Source organism: Massilimicrobiota sp. An134, assembly GCF_002160815.1.
Classification (GTDB): Bacteria; Bacillota_I; Bacilli_A; order Erysipelotrichales; family Coprobacillaceae; genus Allocoprobacillus; species Allocoprobacillus merdigallinarum.
Genome location: NZ_NFLH01000009.1, coordinates 1 through 20,790 on the forward strand (window position 1 = coordinate 1; position 20,790 = coordinate 20,790).

The window sequence follows — 20,790 nt, forward strand, 5'->3', positions numbered from 1 at the left end:
CCAGTGTGGCCGTCCACCCTCTCAGGCCGGCTACGCATCGTCGCCCTGGTGAGCCTCTACCTCACCAGCTAGCTAATGCGTCATAAGCCCATCCCTGTGCTATCCCGTAGGATATTTAACATACTCGACATGCGTCATGTATGCCTATGCGGTCTTAGCTGCCGTTTCCAGCAGTTATCCCCCTCACAGGGGCAGGTTGCTTATGTATTACTCACCCGTTCGCCACTCAATGCCGAAGCATTGCGTCCGACTTGCATGTATTAGGCACGCCGCCAGCGTTCATCCTGAGCCAGGATCAAACTCTCCATTGTCCTTTTCTATCTTCAGACAATTTCATGTCTTCTTGACTCTTTCTTTTTTCCTATCTTTATTGACGTGTTTACTGTTCAGTTTTCAATGTCCCTGTGCTCTCTCGTCGAGTGCTCATCTATAATACCATCTATCCTTTACCTTTGCAAGTCTTTTTTTTACTTTTTTTCATTTTTTTTATTCATAGTTAGACAAAGGAAACACTATAAATTCAATTTTCCTTTTTATAATCAACAAAAAATGATATTTTATAGTTTAAAATTTTTTTATAATCACTATTAAAATATAAAATATTTCATTTTGTTTAACTTTATTAATACAATTTTAAATAACTTTATTCTTCTTTTTATACATATAGTATAAAATTATATCTCAAATAATCTTATCAACTTTCAATAAATTACTATATTATTTATACGAATAATATATTTCTTACATGATATCAAATACTATACTAGAATTTTCATTGCCTACATACACACATTTAATCTAAAATTATTAACATGAATATTGATATCATTTCTCAATATTATATTTTGATATCTTTTACTTTTTTTACTATCAAAAAATGGCTAACTGTGGCTATTTGATATAATTTTCAATAAAACAATATAAAAAAACCGCTTAAAATCAATGTTTTTAGCGGTTATTGTTTTCTTTGGTGGAGGCGAGGGGAATCGAACCCCTGTCCAAAAGCCGTCCCATATGAAACTTCTACAGCTTATCTTGTCGAATGAATTTAACTAAGCTACGATCCACAAGCAGTCTTTCACTTAGCGATTCTGTACATTTTCGTGGTATAAATCCAGAATCTTTATACCCTTAACCTATTAGATATGTTACCAGTTCTATAGCCATAGGTATGCTATAGGCTGATATTCGCTAAAGTCTAACGTCGACTAGCAAGCGAAAGATAATTGTTGTCTGTTTCCAGATATTTTTTGTTTGCAATTAACGTATGCCCACGGCTGCCATTCCATTCAAACTGACCCCTGTCGAATCCAAGACGCCCCCATTAGTAAGCATTTTTTAATGCTCTTTCCATATCTCTTTTTGCATCTTTAGCTTTCAGATCCTGACGTTTGTCATATAATTTCTTACCTCTTGCTAAAGCAATCTCTACTTTTAACTTAGACGTATTAAAATATAATTTTGTAGGAACTACTGTTAAACCATTTTCTTTCACTTCTCTTTGTAGCTTTTTAATTTGCTTTTTATGAAGCAATAGCTTTCTATTACGAAGTGGTTCATGATTAAAAATATTTCCTTGTTCATAAGGAGCGATATGCATGTTTTCAATAAAAGCTTCATCGTTCTTAAAACGAATAAAAGCATCTTTTAAATTGACATGTCCAAGACGTACTGATTTAATTTCTGTCCCTTTTAACTCAATTCCAGCTTCATAAGTATCTAAAATAAAGTAATCATGAAATGCTTTTTTATTCTGAGTGACAACTTTCATGCATATCACATCCTTTCTATCTATGTTTTCTTGTCTTTCTATGTGACCTATTTATTTTACCCTTTTTTGTACGTTTTGTCTTTACTTTTCTATCATTTATTTTCACAATTTTTGATTTCTTTTTTCTTGATTCCATTCCCACAACTTCAAAATCAATTGTTCTTTCTTTTTTATCGCAAGCGACAACTCTAACTTTCACTTTATCAGATAATTTAAAGATTCTTCCTGTTCTTTCACCAACGAGAACCATTTGTTTTTCATCATAGTGATAATAATCATCTGTTAAATCTGTGATATGTACCAAACCATCAATAGTATTTGGCAGTTCAACAAAGAAGCCAAAAGAAGTAATAGAAGAAATCATACCTTCAAATTCTTCCCCAATATGTTCAGACATATACTCAGCCATCTTCATATCTGTTACTTCTCTTTCAATATCAACAGCTTCTTTTTCACGATATGAAGATTGTTCTGCTAATTCTGGAATCACTTCTTCAAAATGGGCTGTCTGTTTATAATCCTGTTTAAATAAGAATGTTCTAATTAAACGATGTCCCAATAAATCAGGGTAACGACGTATTGGTGAAGTAAAGTGTGTATAATATTCATCCGCTAAACCAAAATGCCCTAAACATTGAGCGTCATATCTTGCTTTTTGCATACATCTTAACAATAATGTTGACACAATCACATGTTCATCAGTTCCTTTAGATGCATGAATAATCGCATTTAATTCATTTGGATAAACATGTTCTAAAGATCCTTTAATCGTATATCCTAATGGTTTTACAATATTCACAAATTGTTGTAATTTCTTAACCTTTGGCTGTTCATGAACACGATAAATAAATGGTAAATCCATCCATTTAAAATGTTGCGCTACTGTTTCATTGGCTTTCAACATAAACTCTTCAATAATTTTATCAGAAGCGCCACGTTTTCTTAAAACAACATCAGTTGGCTTTCCTTTTTGATCAACAAGCACCTTAGCTTCATCAACATCAAAATCAATAGCACCACGTTCATCTCTGACTTTTCTTAATAATGTCGCTAATTCCTGCATTAAAAAGAATAATGGCACAGCTGGTGCATATTCCTGCTGTAATTTTTGATCACCATCTAAAATCTTATTCACATTATTATATGTCATACGATAAGAAGAATGAATCACCGTTGGTAAAATATCATGATTAACAACTTCACCATGTTTATCAATTTCCATAATACAACTGATTGTATAACGATCTGTATTTGGATTTAATGAACATATTCCATTTGATAATTTATGTGGTAGCATTGGAATCACACGGTCAACCAAATAAATAGATGTTCCTCTTTTAATGGCTTCCTTATCTAAAGGTGAACCTTCTGTGACATAATAAGAGACATCTGCAATATGAACTCCTAAGTGATAATGTCCATTATCCAATTTCTTTAAAGAAATGGCATCATCTAAGTCCTTAGCATCATCACCATCAATTGTCACAATCAACTCATTTCTTAAATCCACACGATTTTCAATATCACTTGGATCAATTTCATCTGAGATACCTTCAATTTGTTCGTAGACTTCCTTAGGAAATTCAATATCTACATCATGCGCATGGACAATAGATAAAATATCTATTCCAGGATCATTACGATGTCCAATAATTTTAATAATATCGCCCTTAATTTGTGGTTTAAAAGTCTTAATTTCTACCACAACCTTATGCCCTGGCATAGCGCCATGCATATGTGCTGCATCAACAATAATAGGCTTATCAAATTTCTGATCATCTGTTTTGACAATATAGTCTTTTCTTCCACGCTTCACTTCCCCAACATAACGAAGTTTTCCACGCTTTAAAACACGTACAACACGTCCTTCTTCACGTTGTCCATGAGATTTAATCTTTTCGATTAAAACAGTATCATTATGAAGTGCATCCTTCATATTGGAATCATGTATATAAAATTCTCTATCTTCATCAACTTTTACAAAACCAAATCCACGTTTATTTAATTCTAAGACACCTTTATAATATTGAAGCTGATTAATCAAATAATAATCATTAATACGACTTCTTATAATAAGCCCTTCATCTTCCATTTCATTAATAAGTTTGATAAACGCAACATAATCCTGTGTTTCTGTCATATGAAAGTGTTCTGCTAATTCTTGAATTTTTCTTCTTGTATAAGTTTGATCAGATAATAACTCTAATATTTCTTCTTTCAATTTTCTCACCTCACTTTTAGTTTATCCAATTAATAAAAAGAGGACACATCAAAGTGCCCTAATGATTAACCCATTCTAATTAAGATTGCAAGAACAAAAAATGCAATTGCAAGTCCAACAGTAATACGTGTTAAAACCAAATCTGCTCCTCTTTCTTTTTGATGAGCAAATAGGTTAGAACTTTGACCAGTCAAAGCATTCACCACACCATCAGATTTTCCACTTTGTAATAGGCATACAACAATAAGAGCAATTGAAACTATAATCAATAAAATATTTAAAATCATTGTCGTACCTCCTTTTCTTTTTTATACATTCGCATAGACATCATAGCATATCATCATTTAAATTACAATACTTTTATTTTTAACGAAGATTTTCATCAACAATGGTGCCCCAATTAAATAGAAAAAGAAGTTTCCAACTGCATGAAAAGTATCAAATAATAATCCCGATATATAATAAACAATAAATAGTGATGGTCCACCCACAACAAATTTATCTAATGATACAATAAAACCAAAAACATATCCCATCAAAAAAGCAAATATAGCCATAACTAAAATATGTGGTTGTTTATGTATTTTCTTAAAAAAATCCATTAAACATTGCGTCAATAAACAAATCACAATCCATGCTAAAATCTGAAAAATTGTCCAAATTCCCATACCTAAATAGATATTAGAAACAAGTGTTGTCACAATCGTTAATTTAATACCAAATGCCAAACCAAAAATCATCACTGAAATAATGATAATGGATGTTACGGGCTTAATATTAGGTAATGCCTGTAAAGCTATACGTGATGCTATATTGACAGCCGCTAATATTCCAATCAAACTGATTTCTTTAACTTTATCCATTTGTTGAATAGACCCATTCAACCTGATCACCATCTTTTAAAGTGCAAGCACCTGCACTCGTTTGAGGATATGTTCCATTAACCTTATATTTCCATCCTGACATGCCACCATAATCAAATTCCATAAGTCCGTTGATCCCTTTCACATAAATGGCTTGCCCAATTCCTGATGTACTCACAGGCATTTCATAATTATCTGCTAATATTTTTAAAGCATCATAAGCACTTATACCTTCTTCATATTCTATATAATCTTGTGCCATAACACCATCAACACCAGTGATTGTCACATAAACAGATGCAATTTCTTCTTCAATATAAACTTCTTCCTCTTTTTCAGGTACATCCTCTACTTGTGTTTGGTGAGATGTAGATGTTTCCTGATTGGAAGTTGTTGTTTGTTTCTGTTGTGTTGATTGAGATTCAGGCTTTTGTTTTGATGACTGTTTTTTTTCTTGCTGAGAAACTTGATTCACTTGTTCTTCTTTTTTTTCTTGTTGAGAAGTTTGATTCTCTTGTTCCTCTTTTTTCTCTTGGGAAACTTCCTCTTTTTGTTTCGAATCTGTCATTTCTTGTTGAACTTGATTTTCTGTATTTTCAGTCACTTGTTTTGCTGACTGACTTGGTGAAGCAAAGTAGGCATGATAAATGCCTACTCCACCTATTAATAAAAAACATACAACAACAAAAATGAGCGTATATTTCTTTGTTTTATTCAAGATACTGTCTTCCTTTCAATAGAAGTATACCACTTCCAATAAATAATAAACTATATCCTATCAACCATGATGAATCATCTGTTTGAACCACATCAGCTTTTTGTGATGATGATTCTTCTTTTGTCTGATTATCATTTTGCATTTCTGTCGAAGATGTTTCTTTATCTTCTTTAACTGAATCTTCTTCAACAGGTATTTCTGGTTCTTTTTCTATTTCGGTAACTTCACCTAAAGCTAAGTATGCTTGATGGGCCTTTTGATAAACTGAACCATTATAATAGTATCCTATTGTTTGTACACCTTGTACAGTTGCAAGCAAATTATATTGCCCTTCTCCTGTAAATGATGACCAAAAACTTCCATCAGAGTTTTGGAAAGATAATAAGACATCATATGGATTATGTTCATTTTGATTATATGTTCCGGCTTTCACACCAGCACTATCATATGTTAATAATCCCGCCAGTACACATGCCTGCGTATTAGCATCTGCACCATATCCATACATATCAAATCCAGCATCCTCTTTTTGATATGATAAAATATATGTCATAGCCTGTTGAATAGTTGGCTGATATTTCTCTTGATTAACTAAACTCAAAGCTTCTATTGCCCATCCTGTGACAGCAAGATCTTCATAACCTCCAGCATATGTAAATGCTCCATTATCTTGAATCATAGAAGCTAGATAATCTGCGGCTAATTCTTGTTTATCTGAGCCTACAATATATAAAGCATCTACACAAAAAATCTGATTATTTGAACCAAAACCATTCTCATTTTCAAAATGAACAGCTCCATCACTTTGAATTGCTGATTCTAATAATTCAACATAGTTGACCCCGTTATAATTTCTAGGATCATTTCCATGTAAAGTTAAAACTATAATTGTTTTCGCAACATTTGATGCTGTATCTGTTGCAAGAAGTTCTTCAGGTATAACCTTCTGATCCGTTTCTACTCCAACTGATTCACTCGCAATGATTTCATCAACTGATTGAAACGCGCTTAAATTTTGAAAATAATTTTTTGCTAATGTATAGCTTTCATCATAAGTAAGTGCAGCTATTGGAAAAATATTTCCCATCACCAACATTAGCATAACCAATAAACATGTAAAAATTTTCTTCATTTTGTCCTCCTCTTTTTCTAGACAAAAACAGGACATCTCTGCCCTAGAATTGAAACTAGAACGACTTTATACTCCGTAAAGTGTATTCCAAGATGTTGGCATGTATTCCGGCTCAAGTTCTTTGTCTTTGCACCTTCCCAGTTGCCCAGTGGTTATATTACATTGACTCCCTTTCACGGCTGCGGGACAGCTCAGGATTCACACCTGCTTCCATTTTCATGAAATATCTCTATTTCCAACCAACAAATTCATAAACTTTTACACCATCATTATATACTATTACGAAAAGATAATAAAGAAAAAGAAGCATCATGATATGCTTCTATTGAACAATTATTCTTCCTAAATAAACACCAATAATACATCCTATCACACTTATCATAGCATATACTACAGCAAGTGCATAAAATCCATCTTCTAAAAGCGTCAAAGTTTCTAGAGAAAATGTAGAAAAAGTCGTAAATCCTCCACAAACTCCAGTTTTTAAAAATAAATTTATAGATGGTGAAATACGTTCTTTGGTAAACAAGCCTACAACCATTCCAATAATGAAAGCTCCTAGAATATTTGTTATAAGTGTGAGTATAGGAAAATGATTTTTTAATGGTATAAGACTTATGCCATATCTGAATATAGCTCCAAGTGCTCCGCCAAGTCCTACCCATAAAAATTTATCCATTATCGTTCTCCATCGCAACAACACTAAACTTCTGATCTTTTTCAATTAAAGTCACCGTTGTTGTATATTGTAATGTATCTAAAATAGGATTTATTTCTTTAAAAGTCATTTGAACTTTGACATCGTAATAACTATAATCTTCCAATCCTGACAAAGCTTTATAAGAAACCACATTAGATAAAATATCATAACGGATAACTTCAGGTGGATTTATATCTGTCTGTATTTCTTTATAATATTCATTTCGAGCATAAGCTGTAAAATCATCTTTTTTCTCAGCATAGAAATAATCAATACCACCTATTTCTCCATTCTCTTTATTCGATAAAGTATAGTAATCACTCACAAAATAAGCAGCCACTAATTGCCTTTCTGCTGTTTTATCACCACGATTAATAGCTGTGACTAATTGATTATATATATCACTCATTAAACTTGTTTCATTTTGCGACTCTATATACTCAGTAGTCACTGGTGTCTGAGGTTCTACTTTTTCCTCATTATTCAAAACAAAAACCATTGAGAATACAATACCTATAACAAGAACCAAAATAACAGCATATTTTTTCTTGGCTTTTTGAATAATTCTTTGGTATGGTTTTGTATCTTTGATGGAAGGCAAATATTCACTTTTAATGAAAATATTTAAAATCGTTAAAAGTGGTTTATATTTACGATCAATCATATTTGTTGCTTCTACAAAAAGTTCAAATAAAACCATCAAAGCAATAAATAAAATAGTTGCTGCAACCTTATCAAATAAATAAAGATAAGAACATAAAGAGAATAATACTGTAACAGCATATAAGATTAAAACACTCTTGGTTTGTCCAAGTTCTAAAGAAAACATCAATTTATGATGAAGATGATTACGATCAGCTTCACTAAAACTTTTATGATGAACTTTACGACGAATAATCGCAATAAACGTATCCATAATTGGAACCATCAAAACAACAATCGGTGCCCCTAATGTAAAAAAAGATGAGCTTTTATAACCAAATCCAAGTAATGAAATGACTGCAATCATAAAACCAATAAACAATGCCCCACAATCACCCAAAAAGATAGATGCAGGATGAAAGTTATACACTAAAAAGCCACCTATTGCGCCAGCTAAAAGCAATGATAAAGAAGAAATATCTGTACGTCCATAAGTTAATGAAGTCAATGAAATAGTCACCAGAACAATAATAGATATACCTGCACACAATCCATCTAATCCATCAATTAAATTAATAGCATTACTAATACCTACGATCCATAAAATAGTAATAATAATAGCTAGTATATAAGACACTGATTCAGGTAAGAATGGAAGCGTGAATCCCTTTAAAACAATATCACCATAAATAATAACGACTAACGCGGCAATGACTTGACCAAGCATTTTTAATTTCGGAGATAAATCATGAATATCATCATAAAATCCTGTTAAGAAAATGATAAAGCCACCTATTAAAATAGCATTAATCTGTGTGTCTGTTTTTAAGAAGATCATCGTTCCAATTAAAAAACTCATATAAATCGCATAACCACCAGTTCTTGCGATAATGCCTTTATGTATTGTTCGTTTATTTGTATGGGCAATAATACCAAGTTTTTTTGAAACCTTTCCTACTATTGGAACAAGAATTAAGCTTAATACGAATGTCACAACAAACGATAAACATATTTCTAAACTCATGATTCTTAGCTCCTTTCTTCAATTCTATATCTTTTGTTATATCATAAATATGCGATTTTGCGAAGTCCTGACTGCATTTATTTCATTTATTTATTCTTATTAATGAAAAAAATTTTCCATTTATATACTCATCATATAGACTTATCTTTTCTTTTGAAGTTATTTAATTATCTCTTTAAAAATATCATAATATAATATATTTTAAATGACAAAATCTATTCTAAGCTCTTTTTTGCTTAAAGTCTATTCACAAAGGTGTTATAATGTAAAATATAAGGAGGAAAATGAATATGCACAAATTAGGTATTTCTGTATACCCTGACAAAACACCAATGGAAGAGGTATACGCATACATGGAAAAAGCTGCAAAATTAGGTTTTAGCAGAATTTTTACATGTTTCTTATCTATTCCAGATGATGAAAGAGAAAGTTATTTAGTTCAATTTAAAGATTTCATGAAAAAAGCTCATGAATTAGGATTTGAAGTTGCTGCTGATACAAATCCACAAGTTTTTGACTTAATTGGAGCAACACCTAGCAATTTAAAACCATTCGCTGATTTGGGATTAGATATTATTAGAATGGATGGTAACTTTGGAACTCAAGGTGATATTCAATTAACACGTAATCCATACAATATTAAAATTGAATTTAACGCTAGTATGGATATGGGTGTAGAACTTTTAATCAATAATGGTGGTAATAAAGATCAAATCACTATGTGTCATAACTTCTTCCCAGAACGTTATACTGGGTTAGATTTTGATTTATTTATGGATTTTAACCGTTATTGGAAAGAATTAAATTTACACACTGCTGCTTTTGTTTCTAGTAACAATGAACATACAATTGGTCCATGGCAAGTTTTCTGTGGTTTACCAACTGTTGAAATTATGCGTGGTTTACCAATTGATTTACAAGCTCGTTATATGCTTGCGACTGGAGATGTTGATGATATCTTAATTGGAAACTATCCTGCAACTGATGAAGAATTAGAAGCATTATCTAAAGTGAATATGCAAGCTATTGAAATTAGAGTTGATGAAGCTGAAGGTATTAGTCAAAACGAAAAAGAAATCATGTATGATTTCGCTCCTCATTGGGATCGTTATGATCATTCATCATTCATGTTACGTTCTTCATCACCACGTGTATGGTTTAAAGAAAAGAAAAGTGTTCAAGATGGAGATATGGGAAAAGATTCTCAAATGAATGTAGAATCACAGTCTATTCCATATAGAGATCCAGGTAAAAAAGTTTTCACTCGTGGAGATGTATTGATTGTTAATGATAATTTAGCACACTATCGTGGTGAACTTGAAATTGTTTTAACTGAAATTCCTAATGATGGTGAACGTAACTTAGTCGCTACTGTAAAACCTGAAGAATTAATGTTGTTAGATTTCATTAAACCAGGACATCACTTCAAAATCTTAAAATAAAAAACAAAGGATTGAAAGTTTCGTTTTCAATCCTTTTTTATACCTATTTTCTTGATTCAACTGGTGCAATCAAAACCTTTCCTGTGCCACGATAGACATTCACAAGGCCTTCACCAGATGCTGCTGATCCTGCTAATGTTTTTCCAGAACGTTCTACTTTGAACTCAAGAGTTCCACTCCATGCAATAGCCATGTTACCATCAATCTTTAAAACATCATCTTCTAAAGTTATTTCAATCAACTCTTCCTTTGGACAATCAGACTCTAAACAGACAACACCAGATCCTTCAATTCCCAAGTTAAATAGTCCTTCATTTCCCGCAGCAGCAGAAGACAAATTAGAACGCATGACAGCTTTATGTTTTAAATTGGCATCACATGCTAAAAACAATCCATCATCTAATACAACTGAATGATTCCATTCATCAAGATCAAGCAATAAAATATGCTTATATGTTGGCTCTAAAACCAAAATTCCTTCTCCTGTATATTCTGGTTTAATTGCTGTTTCCCCTGTAACTTTTCCACGAACTGCTTTAGATAATAAATCTCCTACACCTTTTAATCCTGTTGTGGCATAAACATTTCCAACCATCCATTGCATTGCCCCTGCCTGAACAACAATATTTGCTTTATTAATATCACAAATAACTTGTCTTTTTCGAATATTCATTTCATTACAAAAATATGCCGTTTGAGCATGATGTGGCATAACACTTAAATCACGTTGATATTCAATAACCTGAAATGGTCCACATTCTTGAATAATTTGAACATCATTATTGTTCGTAAAATTTGAAATCTTAAACATGTTTTTTTCCTCCTTTTCTTTTATTATATCTAACGGAATAACAACTGTTTTAGCTGGTATTGTTTTATTCTATAAATATAAAGAAACATTTTTAAATAAAGATAAATAATTTTTACTCAAGTTGACTATTTCCTGTCGCATAATCAATTTTTACACCAGGTTGTACATTATAAACAAATACATTAAATTCAATATCTAATCCTTGATCTTCTACTGACATAGCTTCCATTAAAACACCATCAGCAACCAAATGATTTCCTTCAAAAACGGGCGTCACGCGATAAAGAACATGATTACCTGTTTCTTGTACATAATCAGCCACTTGATTTTCAAAAGGCAGCATTCCTTCTGTATTCATGTATCTTGTACCTGTAATTAGATTTTTCTCATTTGCATTTTCACCACTCAACTGATATCCAATCAAATGACAACGATTATATAAATATTTCCCATCTATAAAATCATATTTTTTAATTTGCCATCCAGAGGGTTTAATCATTCCAATATTCCCTCTTTTTTCTGTTGGCATAGTTTCTTCACCAATATTTGCATAAGCTACACCACATCTTCCTAATGAATCTAAAGAACTATATTTTTCAAATGCTTGTGTTGTTAAATCATCCTTATCAAAGTAAGGTTCATTATCATTAATAATCACATAAGGTTGCCCACTATATTCTGGGACATCTTCAATACTGATAGCACTATATGTCTGCTGATGAAATTCAACACCAAGATATCCACCCAGTGCAACAACACCAGCAACAATAATTTTTATAAGTTTCTTTTTATATCTTTTTCTCATTTCGATTCTCCTTGCATGATAAAGTTAATTTCTTCAACAATTGGCTTTAATGCTTGAAAATCAACAAAATCAACTTTTTTATTATACGAATCCACCATAGCTTGATCTTCTGCAGTCATATTTTCTCATGGTTTATTTTTAGTAACCTTATATAAAAGAGTCATCATAGTCTTGTGTTTAAAGCTTAACTTTGAATAATCAATACCTCCACGTAAATGAAAAAACTTTGAGCCATGAAAAAGTTCTGGTGATAATTGTTGTTGGAGAGCATGTCTTATATTTTTTATATTTTGTTCATCTTGAACATCTGCTAAACCTACTGTCACGACAATCATTTGTGTCTGTGATGGTATCATTTTAACTATATGTTTTAATCCCTTAACTCCTCCAGCATATAATCCACCTAAATAAACAATGAAATCATCTTGTATATTTTTTACATCTTCTTCGTTTTCTAATGGTAAATGTGTTAATCTTGATAATTCTTCAGCATATTGTTTTGTTGTTCCATAGTGAGAACCATATATAATAATTCCTTTCATTTTTATGCCTTCCTTCCATGATATTCATTCCTTTTTCTTGCTCTATACATACAATAAAATAGAAACCTTACTATTTCTAAAAAATCATTTTCTATCACATGACTCATTTATATCCGTTTCTTTTCTTCGTATATAAATTGTGTCCAATATTCCATTATTCTCATGAGATTCTACTAATTGTAATGGAATTGTTGAAAATCCTGTATGAAACAATGAAATGCCTGATCCTAAAAGAATTGGAATAATAGAAATATGATATTCATCAATCATTTGATTTTGCATAAGCGATTGAATGATTTGTACTCCACCACAAATCCATATATCTTTTCCTTCTTTTTGTTTTAACTCCCTAATCAAATCGCTTGGATCCTGTAAAACAAATTGAATATTTTCTGTTGATTCTTTTTGATTATGTGTTATGACATAGCTTTGAAGTGAAGAATAAATCCACTGATCTGGTGATAGTTCTGTTACAATCTGATGATATGTATTCCATCCCATAATAACTGTATCTATATTTTGAATAAATTCTGTATAAATATCTTTTGTTTCCTGATTGGAGTCCTGTCCTTGTAACCAGTCTACTCCACCATTTTGATCAGCAATATATCCATCTAGACTCATCGCAATAAATAAAATAACTTTTCTCATTCATCCACCTCAATGCTTTCAAATTATAACATGTTAAATCTTTGTCGTCATTTCTTTTTATATGCAATTAATACTTATATAAATGTTCATCTTTTTTATTTTTGTGAAAAAAAAGAAGATTAATACATAGTATCAATCTTCTCATTATTGTTATTGAGCATTTGAAGCTGCGATTTTTACTTTACTGAAGTAATCTGAAATGATTTTACGAGTTGCTTCATCATATTCAAAAACTTCATCTTTATCATTACCAGTTCTAGGTACGTAAGCATTAATTCCTTCATAATCTCCACTTGCTAATTCATCCATAACTTCCTGATTAGCAGAAGTATATCCTACAAAGCTTGAATTATCCATAGCAGCTTCATAGCTACAAGCATAGTTAATAAATTCATGTGCTAATTCTACATTTTCAGCATTCTTTGGAATCACCATAGCATCACTCCATAAATTTGTTCCTGTTTCAGGCATATAGAATCCCATGTTTTCATTTTCACTCATAACATAAGCAGCATCTCCAGAGTAAATCAATCCTAAAGCTTTTCTACCTTGAGCCATGTTATCAATAATTTCATCAGTTACGATTTCTGGTTCCATTGTTTCTACACATTTCACTAACCAGTTATAAGCTTCTTCTAATTCTTTTTCATCTTTTGTATTCATTGAATATCCTAAAGCTTTTAATGCCATCATGAATGAATCACGTTCAGAATCATATAGATAAATATCTCCTTTGTATTTAGTATCTAAGAAAATATTGTATCCTTCTTTTTCTAAGTCAGCTTCACTGACTTTTGTTTTGTCATAAACAATTCCAACTGTTCCCCAGAAATATGGAATAGAATATTCATTGTTTGGATCATAAGGTAATCCTTTGACAGCATCAACAAGCTCATCCATACATGTAATCTTATCTTTATCTAATTTTTGAATAAGATCTTCTTGAATTAATCTTTCAATCATATAGTCACTAGGAACTAAAATATCATATGGTTCTCCATTTGCGACTTTGATATACATAGCTTCATTTGAATCAAAGTAATCCACAACGACTGTTGCGCCTGTTAAATCTTCAAAACCAGAGATAAAATTTTCACCCATGTATTCTCCCCAGTTATAAAGGTGTAATTCTTGTCCAGCATATGGCTTATCTGCATTTGAATCCCCTCCACACGCTGTTAAAGTAAACATTGTTGCAACCGCTAATAAACTAGTTAATAACTTTTTCATCTTTTTTCTCCCTTCTTGCTTTAATTAGTGGTACTACATTGATAATCACTAAGACTACCGTTATCAATACTACGACAAGCGTAGATATTGCATTGATTGTTGGGTTAACTCTTTTACTCATTGTATAAACCATGATACTTAAGTTTTTAACCCCTCCTCCTGTTACAAAGTATGAAATGATAAAATCATCAAATGACATTGTAAAGGCAATTAAGGCTCCTGATACGATACCAGGCATAATTTGTGGTACTAAAACTTTTGTTAAAGCTTGCCATGGTGTTGCTCCTAAATCCATTGCTGCATCAGATAGATTTGGATCTAGTGAACGAATTTTAGGCATCACACTTAAAATGACATAAGGTATACAGAATGTAATATGAGCAAGTAACATTGTCATAAAACCACGTTCTATATGAAATGTAATAAATAGTAACATCAACCCAATAGCTGTCACAATTTCTGGATTCATAATTGGAAAATCATTTAACTGCATCATGACTTTTTTAACAATCTTGCTTGATTTTGATAAACCAATGGCACTAATTGTTCCTACTATTGTCGATACAATTGTAGCAATCACAGCAACTGTAATTGTGACATATAATGATTCCATCATATCTCTATTTTGGAAGAGTTTTTCATACCAGTTTAAACTAAAACCAGTAAAATGTGTTAATGATTTACTTTCATTAAAAGAGAAGATAACCATAAATACAATTGGTAAATAGAAGAATAAAATCATCAGAACCATTAAAATTTTACCAATAATTCTCTTATCTTTTTTCATGATTCCTGATTCCCTCCTCCACTATTACGTTCATCAATTTTTCTAATTGCATACATACAAATCATCATAATGACTGCCATAATCATAGAGATTGCACTACCAAAGTTCCATTCTCCAACTGTAATAAATTGATTTTCAATCACGTTACCAATTAAGAAGAACTGTCCTCCACCAAGAAGTTTAGGAATAAAGAATGAACTCACTGCTGGTAAAAAGACAAGTGTTATTCCACTGACAACTCCTGATAAAGATAATGGCAAAGTGACACGTAAGAATGTCTGAACTCTGTTCGCCCCTAAATCAGCACTGGCTTCTAATAATGATTTATCCATCTTACATAGAGATGTATTGATTTGTAGAATCATAAATGGAATAAAGTTATAAACCATTCCAAGCAATACAGAACCTTCTGTATATAACAACTCCATATCTTTAAATCCAAAGAAACCTAAAATTGTTTGAGCTATACCCCCATCAGAAAGAATTCCTATCCAGGCATATGTTCTGACTAACATATTAATCCACATTGGTAAAGTAATAGCTAAAACAAGAATATTACGAACACGATCACTGCTTCTTGCAATAAAATAAGCAACTGGATAACCTAAAACAACACAGATAATTGTTGTCTTCACAGCAATCGTCAATGAACGCCATAAGACAAGTAAAAAGTCTGGGTCGGTAAAAAACTTTTTAAAATGATCCAAAGTAAATGTAAAGTTAATGATGTCATTTCCACTTGTTGTTAATGAATAGAAAAGAATTAATAACATTGGTAATAAAATCATTAAGATCACCCATATCATATAGGGCCATGCTAATTGTGAAAAACGTTTCATTCTAGAACCCCATCTTTTCCATGACATGAATATCTTCAGGGAAGAATGTTAAACCGACCTCTTTACCTTCTTCCACATAATCTGTTGTATGAATCTTTAATTCTCTACCTTCTGTTGAGAAAGTGACTTTATATGTTCCTTCTTCAATATGTTCAGGATCAAAATCATAATCTACATAAATATCTACAGATTCATCTTCATCATTCAATTTCCATCCTTGAGCATTTGCCCATGTTTTTAAATCTGTATCTAATGCTACGGATTCATCAAGTTCATCAACTGTTTTAAAGAAATTGAATGCCATAACCCCCTCATTCGCTCTTTCATTCTTCACAACAGGTTGATTCACAACAATGATCTTACGTTCTACTGATGTTCCACTTGAAGTCGAGAATGTCACTGCATATTCACCAATTTCTTCTTTTAAATCATAATCAATCTTACTGATAGAAATATAATCATCTGTTTCAGGATTCCATGCCTGTGCATCAGCACGCGCAATAATTTCAGCATCATCTAATGATTTGACATCTTCAATATCGACATAGAAATCATTGGCACTGATTTTTTCTTTTCCGTTTTCAGATGTCACATCACGATTTCTGATGACATGCATGTTCACAGTTACACTTGTTCCTGGAACAGTTTCAACCATAACTTCATAATGTACACCTTTAAAAAGAACACTTAAGACTTCACCTGTCATTTTTCCATCTTTGACATCGACAATATCAATATCCTCTGGACGAATCACAACATCAACAGGTTGTTTATCTTTAAATCCAAAATCCACACAGTCAAAAACAATATCATCAAATTTCACTTTATAATCTTCTAACATGACAGCTGGAATAATATTACTTTCCCCAATGAAGTTTGCTACATATCTATTTTCTGGTTCATTATAGATTTCCTGAGGTGTTCCAACTTGTTGAATTTCCCCATCCTTCATAACAACAATCTTATCTGACATAGTTAGGGCTTCTTCCTGGTCATGTGTAACAAAGATAAAGGTAATTCCAACTTCCTGTTGAATTCTTTTTAATTCATATTGCATTTCTTTTCTTAATTTTAAATCCAATGCTCCAAGCGGTTCATCTAATAATAAAACCTTAGGTTCATTAACAAGTGCTCTGGCAATCGCTACACGTTGCTGTTGTCCCCCTGAAAGAAGTGTAACGTTTTTATTTTCAAAACCTTCTAAACCAATGAGCTTTAACATTTTCATAACTTTTTGTTCAATAACGTCTTTACTTATTTTCTTAATTTTTAATCCAAAGGCAATATTTTGATAAACACTCATATGTGGGAAAAGAGCATATTTTTGAAAGACAGTATTTAACTCTCTTTTATGTGCAGGAACTTGACTAATGTCTTCCCCATCAAAAATAACTTCTCCCTCAGTTGCATCTAGAAAACCACCTAAAATTCTTAGTAATGTTGTCTTTCCACAACCACTAGGTCCCAGTAAAGTCACAAACTCATTTTCATAAATATCAAGATTGACACCTTTTAAAACAATTTGTCCATCAAATTCTTTCACTATATTACGAAATTGTATTAACTTCTTCTTATCCATAATCATACTCCCTTCTTTTAAAACATTGGTGGTGTTGTGACCCACAATATTTTGGCATCACTTGAACCATTATTGATAAAATAATGACTTTCTTTACCATCCATATAGAATGTTTCTTTTGCTTTTAATCTATATTTTTTATTCCCACGAACTAAAGTGACATTTCCTTTTAAAATATAACCGAATTCTTCTCCATTATGACATTCCATTTCTTTACTTCTTTCATGTCCATGAATAGTTAAAAGAATTGGTTCCATTTCATTTTTCTGAGCATTAGGAATAACCCACTCAATCGTATATTCGTCTTTTTCATCCACAAAGAAATCCTGTGTATGAAAGACAATCTTTTCTTCCTGATCAGATTGAAAGAACTCAGAAAGATTGGTGCCTAGTGCCTCTAACAAATCTTCAAGTGTAGAGATACTTGGACTGGTTAAATTTCTTTCGACTTGAGAAAGAAATCCTTTTGTGAGTTCACTTCTTGAAGCCAACTCTTCCAAGGTCAAATCATTTTTAATACGCAAATCCTTCAATTTCTTTCCAATGTCCATATAAACCTCCATGTCACTATACTAAACTTTAAATTCAAAAAATCAAACAACTTTATTATACATATTTCTACCCCTAATGCAACAATAAATTTCATATTTTTAAAATAAAGTTCATAAATATTAAACTTTTTTATCAAAATCAATTTGAATATATATAATAAATTCATTATAATAAAAAAGTAAAGGAGTATAGATTAGATTATGCACACATATACACATCAAGTTCAATATTATGAAACCGATAAAATACAAATTACACATCATTCTAATTACATTCGTTTTATGGAAGAAGCGCGTATTGATTTTTTAAATCATATTGGTTTTGGTTATGATAAGATGGAAGAATTAGGTATTAGTTCTCCTGTTATAGGCATTCAATGTGATTATAAAAAAAGTACGACTTTCCCTGATCTTATTAACATTGAAACAAATGTTTCTGCATATAAGGGAACACGTCTAGAAATAGAATATACGATGAAAGTCAATGATGACATTGTAGCTATTGGGAAAAGTTTACATTGTTTTCTGAATCAAAATGGTAGACCTATTATTTTAAAAAGATCTCTACCTGAATTAGATCAAATTTTTGTTCAACTTCTTAACGAGGATACAAACAATGTTGAATGAACTCTTTCAAACTGATGGCTTTCATACATTGATATATCTTATCTGGTTTATTTTGCCTTTTCTCTTTGTGTTTTCATTAGCTTTTGGCATTAAAAATGAAGTACACGAAAAAACTGGCTTTAACTTTGCACTATTAGTTGCCAGTATATCCTTACTTTTTATGTTTGCAATGATATTATTTATGTAGATTTTATATGAGCAGAATGTTTCTGCTCTTTTTATATTATCAATAATACGAAAAAACTAGCTTTGATAGCTAGTTATTCATTAAACATCTTTTCTAATTGTATAGCCACTCCATTTTCCTGAACACTTGGACATATGATTTCTGCTCTTTTTTTAATATCTTCAATAGCATTTCCCATCGCAATAGGATGTCCAACTGTTTCAAACATTTCTACATCATTAGGACCATCCCCAAAACAGTAACTATCTTTAATATCAATATTTAATTCATGTAAGACATCTAATATACCTGTTGCCTTAGATACTTCATTAGAATAAATTTCTAAGCTATGATGATCTGGATGCAATTCGTAAGAAAAAGATTGAAAACATGAAATCGCATAATCTAACTCTTCCTGATTTTTTGTCCATGCTTCCATTTTAACTGTTCTTTTTATAATATCTTCTTCATCATATTGATAACATAAATTATGAAAATCTATATTACAATGAGAATAGAAATCTAATAAACATTGGTTTGACTGATTCAAATAACAAAGTGTTGGTGTCTGCAAAATATATTCAATATTTTTAGACTTTAAACACTCAGTCAATTCTTTAACCTTTTCTGGATTTAAATATCTTGCTGTTAAATCTTTATTATGATATTTCACATTAGCCCCATTTGCCAGTACATATCCATCAAACCCTATTTCTTTTACATTTTCAGCAATGAATCCATAAGGTCTACCACTTGCAACAAAACATAAATGTCCTTGCTTTTGAACTGATTTAATTGCATTTTTCACTTCATCAGTAATACGTCCTAACTCTGGACAAAACAATGTTCCATCAATATCAAAAAATATAATTTTCCTACTCATTTAATCCACCCATCCAAAATGCTGACATGCTTTATAAATGCCATCTTTATCAGCATCATCTGTAATATATGTTGCTTTTGCTTTTAATTCATCAATAGCATTTCCCATCGCAATAGAAGTCCATTCATCACGAAACATACTCAAATCATTCTTCTCATCACCAAAAACAACAACATCCTGATAATCTCCACCAAAATGATCAACAATAGCTTTAATTCCTACTGATTTATCTCCTGGTTCAACAAATAAATATTCTTTATGGAAACGACACCAAGGTAATTGCTTTAAAGTTTCTAGTTTTTCTTCTTCTGGAGAAAAACAAGCCACATAAACTTTATAAATTTGATCATAATTTCTTGGATCCAAGCCTTCTTCAACAACTGTATCCATATAAATATCATGTGTAAAATCATAAAAGCGATTATCTGGTGCTAAACGTCTTGTTTCATTATCTGGTGATATTGCCCAAATGAATCCTTTTTCTTTACATTCATCAATTAATGCTAGACACTTATCATAATCTAAAGGTTTGATTTCAATTAGTTTTTCATTGATAGTGATTCCATTTCCCCCGTCACTCACCATATTTTTAAATCCTAATTCTTTCATATGATTGACTGCCATTGCATAACTTCTACCTGTTGCAATAGCAACAAAATGTCCTTTTGCTTCTAATTCTTTAATTGTTTTTTTCGCTGATTCAGGAACATATTGATCTCCTGGTGTTCCTACAGCTAAAGTTCCATCAATATCAAAGAAAAAATATTTCTTTTTCCCCATCTTTATCACCTCAGTCATCTATTTTA

The 20,790-nt window shown here is 31.5% G+C and carries 22 protein-coding genes, 1 rRNA gene, 1 other RNA gene and 1 riboswitch; of the genes, 2 read left to right on the plus strand and 22 right to left on the minus strand.

All coding sequences use genetic code 11. The features are described from left to right. The 10 genes from B5E79_RS05350 to B5E79_RS05395 all read right to left on the minus strand — a co-directional run. Positions 1-311, minus strand: a 16S ribosomal RNA gene (locus tag B5E79_RS05350); the annotation flags it as partial. 657 nt (positions 312-968) lie between these two features. Further along, positions 969-1,323, minus strand: a transfer-messenger RNA (tmRNA) gene (gene ssrA, locus B5E79_RS05355). A gap of 1 nt (position 1,324) precedes the next feature. Further along, positions 1,325-1,771, minus strand: coding sequence for an SsrA-binding protein SmpB (gene smpB / locus B5E79_RS05360; protein WP_087244999.1), 447 nt, complete (start codon positions 1,769-1,771; stop codon positions 1,325-1,327). 16 nt (positions 1,772-1,787) lie between these two features. Then, positions 1,788-3,992 (minus strand): ribonuclease R, encoded by a 2,205-nt coding sequence (rnr, locus tag B5E79_RS05365; RefSeq protein WP_087297233.1) that lies wholly within the window; start codon positions 3,990-3,992, stop codon positions 1,788-1,790. Between the two features lie 65 nt (positions 3,993-4,057). Further along, positions 4,058-4,279 carry a preprotein translocase subunit SecG gene (gene secG / locus B5E79_RS05370; RefSeq protein WP_087244997.1) on the minus strand — a complete coding sequence of 74 codons (222 nt, stop codon included), beginning with the start codon at positions 4,277-4,279 and terminating at the stop codon, positions 4,058-4,060. 57 nt (positions 4,280-4,336) lie between these two features. Continuing rightward, the gene (locus B5E79_RS05375; protein WP_224759525.1) at positions 4,337-4,876 is read right to left on the minus strand and encodes a hypothetical protein; all 540 of its coding nucleotides are present in this window, start codon (positions 4,874-4,876) and stop codon (positions 4,337-4,339) included. Beyond that, on the minus strand, positions 4,848-5,573 hold the full coding sequence (locus tag B5E79_RS05380; RefSeq protein ID WP_087297234.1) for a DUF4430 domain-containing protein: 726 nt from the start codon (positions 5,571-5,573) through the stop codon (positions 4,848-4,850). Before B5E79_RS05380 ends, B5E79_RS05375 begins: the two co-directional genes overlap by 29 nt. Further along, positions 5,566-6,705 carry a prenyltransferase/squalene oxidase repeat-containing protein gene (locus B5E79_RS05385; RefSeq protein WP_087297235.1) on the minus strand — a complete coding sequence of 380 codons (1,140 nt, stop codon included), beginning with the start codon at positions 6,703-6,705 and terminating at the stop codon, positions 5,566-5,568. The genes B5E79_RS05380 and B5E79_RS05385 overlap by 8 nt, the downstream gene beginning before the upstream one ends. 80 nt (positions 6,706-6,785) lie before the next feature. After that, positions 6,786-6,964, minus strand: a riboswitch (cobalamin riboswitch). 63 nt (positions 6,965-7,027) lie between these two features. Further along, a complete protein-coding gene (gene crcB / locus B5E79_RS05390; RefSeq protein ID WP_087244995.1) occupies positions 7,028-7,384 on the minus strand; it encodes a fluoride efflux transporter CrcB in 357 nt (118 codons plus the stop codon). Then, a complete protein-coding gene (locus B5E79_RS05395) occupies positions 7,377-9,071 on the minus strand; it encodes an MraY family glycosyltransferase (RefSeq protein WP_087297236.1) in 1,695 nt (564 codons plus the stop codon). Before B5E79_RS05395 ends, crcB begins: the two co-directional genes overlap by 8 nt. 290 nt (positions 9,072-9,361) lie before the next feature. Between B5E79_RS05395 and B5E79_RS05400 the strand changes: the two genes are divergently transcribed. Then, positions 9,362-10,513 (plus strand): DUF871 domain-containing protein, encoded by a 1,152-nt coding sequence (locus tag B5E79_RS05400; RefSeq protein WP_087297237.1) that lies wholly within the window; start codon positions 9,362-9,364, stop codon positions 10,511-10,513. Positions 10,514-10,556: 43 nt separating this feature from the next. Here the strand turns inward: B5E79_RS05400 and B5E79_RS05405 are convergent, their stop codons facing one another. The 10 genes from B5E79_RS05405 to B5E79_RS05445 form a co-directional block, all read right to left on the minus strand. Then, positions 10,557-11,324, minus strand: coding sequence for an AIM24 family protein (locus B5E79_RS05405; RefSeq protein ID WP_087297238.1), 768 nt, complete (start codon positions 11,322-11,324; stop codon positions 10,557-10,559). A 112-nt stretch (positions 11,325-11,436) separates the two neighbouring features. Next, on the minus strand, positions 11,437-12,129 hold the full coding sequence (locus B5E79_RS05410; RefSeq protein WP_087297239.1) for a DNA/RNA non-specific endonuclease: 693 nt from the start codon (positions 12,127-12,129) through the stop codon (positions 11,437-11,439). Further along, positions 12,126-12,248: a hypothetical protein gene (locus tag B5E79_RS13900; protein ID WP_255376341.1), complete on the minus strand. Its 123-nt coding sequence runs from the start codon at positions 12,246-12,248 to the stop codon at positions 12,126-12,128. Before B5E79_RS13900 ends, B5E79_RS05410 begins: the two co-directional genes overlap by 4 nt. A gap of 6 nt (positions 12,249-12,254) precedes the next feature. Continuing rightward, positions 12,255-12,671: a flavodoxin domain-containing protein gene (locus B5E79_RS05415; protein WP_206393134.1), complete on the minus strand. Its 417-nt coding sequence runs from the start codon at positions 12,669-12,671 to the stop codon at positions 12,255-12,257. Positions 12,672-12,755: 84 nt separating this feature from the next. Further along, a complete protein-coding gene (locus B5E79_RS05420) occupies positions 12,756-13,322 on the minus strand; it encodes a dihydrofolate reductase family protein (RefSeq protein ID WP_087297240.1) in 567 nt (188 codons plus the stop codon). A 150-nt stretch (positions 13,323-13,472) separates the two neighbouring features. Next, complete coding sequence (locus B5E79_RS05425; protein ID WP_087297241.1) at positions 13,473-14,552, minus strand: ABC transporter substrate-binding protein; 1,080 nt, start codon at positions 14,550-14,552, stop codon at positions 13,473-13,475. Next, a complete protein-coding gene (locus B5E79_RS05430) occupies positions 14,533-15,339 on the minus strand; it encodes an ABC transporter permease (protein WP_087244987.1) in 807 nt (268 codons plus the stop codon). Before B5E79_RS05430 ends, B5E79_RS05425 begins: the two co-directional genes overlap by 20 nt. Continuing rightward, on the minus strand, positions 15,336-16,178 hold the full coding sequence (locus B5E79_RS05435; RefSeq protein ID WP_087297242.1) for an ABC transporter permease: 843 nt from the start codon (positions 16,176-16,178) through the stop codon (positions 15,336-15,338). Before B5E79_RS05435 ends, B5E79_RS05430 begins: the two co-directional genes overlap by 4 nt. A gap of 1 nt (position 16,179) precedes the next feature. Continuing rightward, entirely contained in the window at positions 16,180-17,757 is a 1,578-nt protein-coding gene (locus B5E79_RS05440; protein WP_087297243.1) for an ABC transporter ATP-binding protein, read from the minus strand. A gap of 17 nt (positions 17,758-17,774) precedes the next feature. Then, the gene (locus B5E79_RS05445) at positions 17,775-18,308 is read right to left on the minus strand and encodes a helix-turn-helix domain-containing protein (protein WP_087244984.1); all 534 of its coding nucleotides are present in this window, start codon (positions 18,306-18,308) and stop codon (positions 17,775-17,777) included. A 201-nt stretch (positions 18,309-18,509) separates the two neighbouring features. Between B5E79_RS05445 and B5E79_RS05450 the strand changes: the two genes are divergently transcribed. Then, a complete protein-coding gene (locus B5E79_RS05450; protein ID WP_087297244.1) occupies positions 18,510-18,935 on the plus strand; it encodes an acyl-CoA thioesterase in 426 nt (141 codons plus the stop codon). Between the two features lie 260 nt (positions 18,936-19,195). Here B5E79_RS05450 and B5E79_RS05460 read toward each other — a convergent pair whose 3' ends face one another. Together B5E79_RS05460 and B5E79_RS05465 are read right to left on the minus strand one after the other, a co-directional pair. Beyond that, entirely contained in the window at positions 19,196-19,984 is a 789-nt protein-coding gene (locus B5E79_RS05460; RefSeq protein ID WP_087297246.1) for a Cof-type HAD-IIB family hydrolase, read from the minus strand. After that, positions 19,985-20,764, minus strand: coding sequence for an HAD-IIB family hydrolase (locus tag B5E79_RS05465; protein ID WP_087297247.1), 780 nt, complete (start codon positions 20,762-20,764; stop codon positions 19,985-19,987). Between the last annotated feature and the right edge of the window lie 26 nt (positions 20,765-20,790).

Excerpts from the sequence above, each read along its gene's own strand:
- B5E79_RS13900 (WP_255376341.1), bottom strand. The coding sequence starts at position 12,248 with ATGACTGCAGAAGATCAAGCTATGGTGGATTCGTATAATAAAAAAGTT.
- B5E79_RS05385 (WP_087297235.1), bottom strand. The coding sequence starts at position 6,705 with ATGAAGAAAATTTTTACATGTTTATTGGTTATGCTAATGTTGGTGATG.
- smpB (WP_087244999.1), bottom strand. The coding sequence starts at position 1,771 with ATGAAAGTTGTCACTCAGAATAAAAAAGCATTTCATGATTACTTTATT.
- B5E79_RS05465 (WP_087297247.1), bottom strand. The coding sequence starts at position 20,764 with ATGGGGAAAAAGAAATATTTTTTCTTTGATATTGATGGAACTTTAGCT.
- B5E79_RS05415 (WP_206393134.1), bottom strand. The coding sequence starts at position 12,671 with ATGAAAGGAATTATTATATATGGTTCTCACTATGGAACAACAAAACAA.
- B5E79_RS05420 (WP_087297240.1), bottom strand. The coding sequence starts at position 13,322 with ATGAGAAAAGTTATTTTATTTATTGCGATGAGTCTAGATGGATATATT.
- B5E79_RS05435 (WP_087297242.1), bottom strand. The coding sequence starts at position 16,178 with ATGAAACGTTTTTCACAATTAGCATGGCCCTATATGATATGGGTGATC.
- B5E79_RS05460 (WP_087297246.1), bottom strand. The coding sequence starts at position 19,984 with ATGAGTAGGAAAATTATATTTTTTGATATTGATGGAACATTGTTTTGT.
- crcB (WP_087244995.1), bottom strand. The coding sequence starts at position 7,384 with ATGGATAAATTTTTATGGGTAGGACTTGGCGGAGCACTTGGAGCTATA.
- B5E79_RS05445 (WP_087244984.1), bottom strand. The coding sequence starts at position 18,308 with ATGGACATTGGAAAGAAATTGAAGGATTTGCGTATTAAAAATGATTTG.
- B5E79_RS05450 (WP_087297244.1), top strand. The coding sequence starts at position 18,510 with ATGCACACATATACACATCAAGTTCAATATTATGAAACCGATAAAATA.
- B5E79_RS05440 (WP_087297243.1), bottom strand. The coding sequence starts at position 17,757 with ATGGATAAGAAGAAGTTAATACAATTTCGTAATATAGTGAAAGAATTT.
- B5E79_RS05400 (WP_087297237.1), top strand. The coding sequence starts at position 9,362 with ATGCACAAATTAGGTATTTCTGTATACCCTGACAAAACACCAATGGAA.
- B5E79_RS05410 (WP_087297239.1), bottom strand. The coding sequence starts at position 12,129 with ATGAGAAAAAGATATAAAAAGAAACTTATAAAAATTATTGTTGCTGGT.
- B5E79_RS05425 (WP_087297241.1), bottom strand. The coding sequence starts at position 14,552 with ATGAAAAAGTTATTAACTAGTTTATTAGCGGTTGCAACAATGTTTACT.
- secG (WP_087244997.1), bottom strand. The coding sequence starts at position 4,279 with ATGATTTTAAATATTTTATTGATTATAGTTTCAATTGCTCTTATTGTT.
- B5E79_RS05405 (WP_087297238.1), bottom strand. The coding sequence starts at position 11,324 with ATGTTTAAGATTTCAAATTTTACGAACAATAATGATGTTCAAATTATT.
- B5E79_RS05430 (WP_087244987.1), bottom strand. The coding sequence starts at position 15,339 with ATGAAAAAAGATAAGAGAATTATTGGTAAAATTTTAATGGTTCTGATG.
- B5E79_RS05395 (WP_087297236.1), bottom strand. The coding sequence starts at position 9,071 with ATGAGTTTAGAAATATGTTTATCGTTTGTTGTGACATTCGTATTAAGC.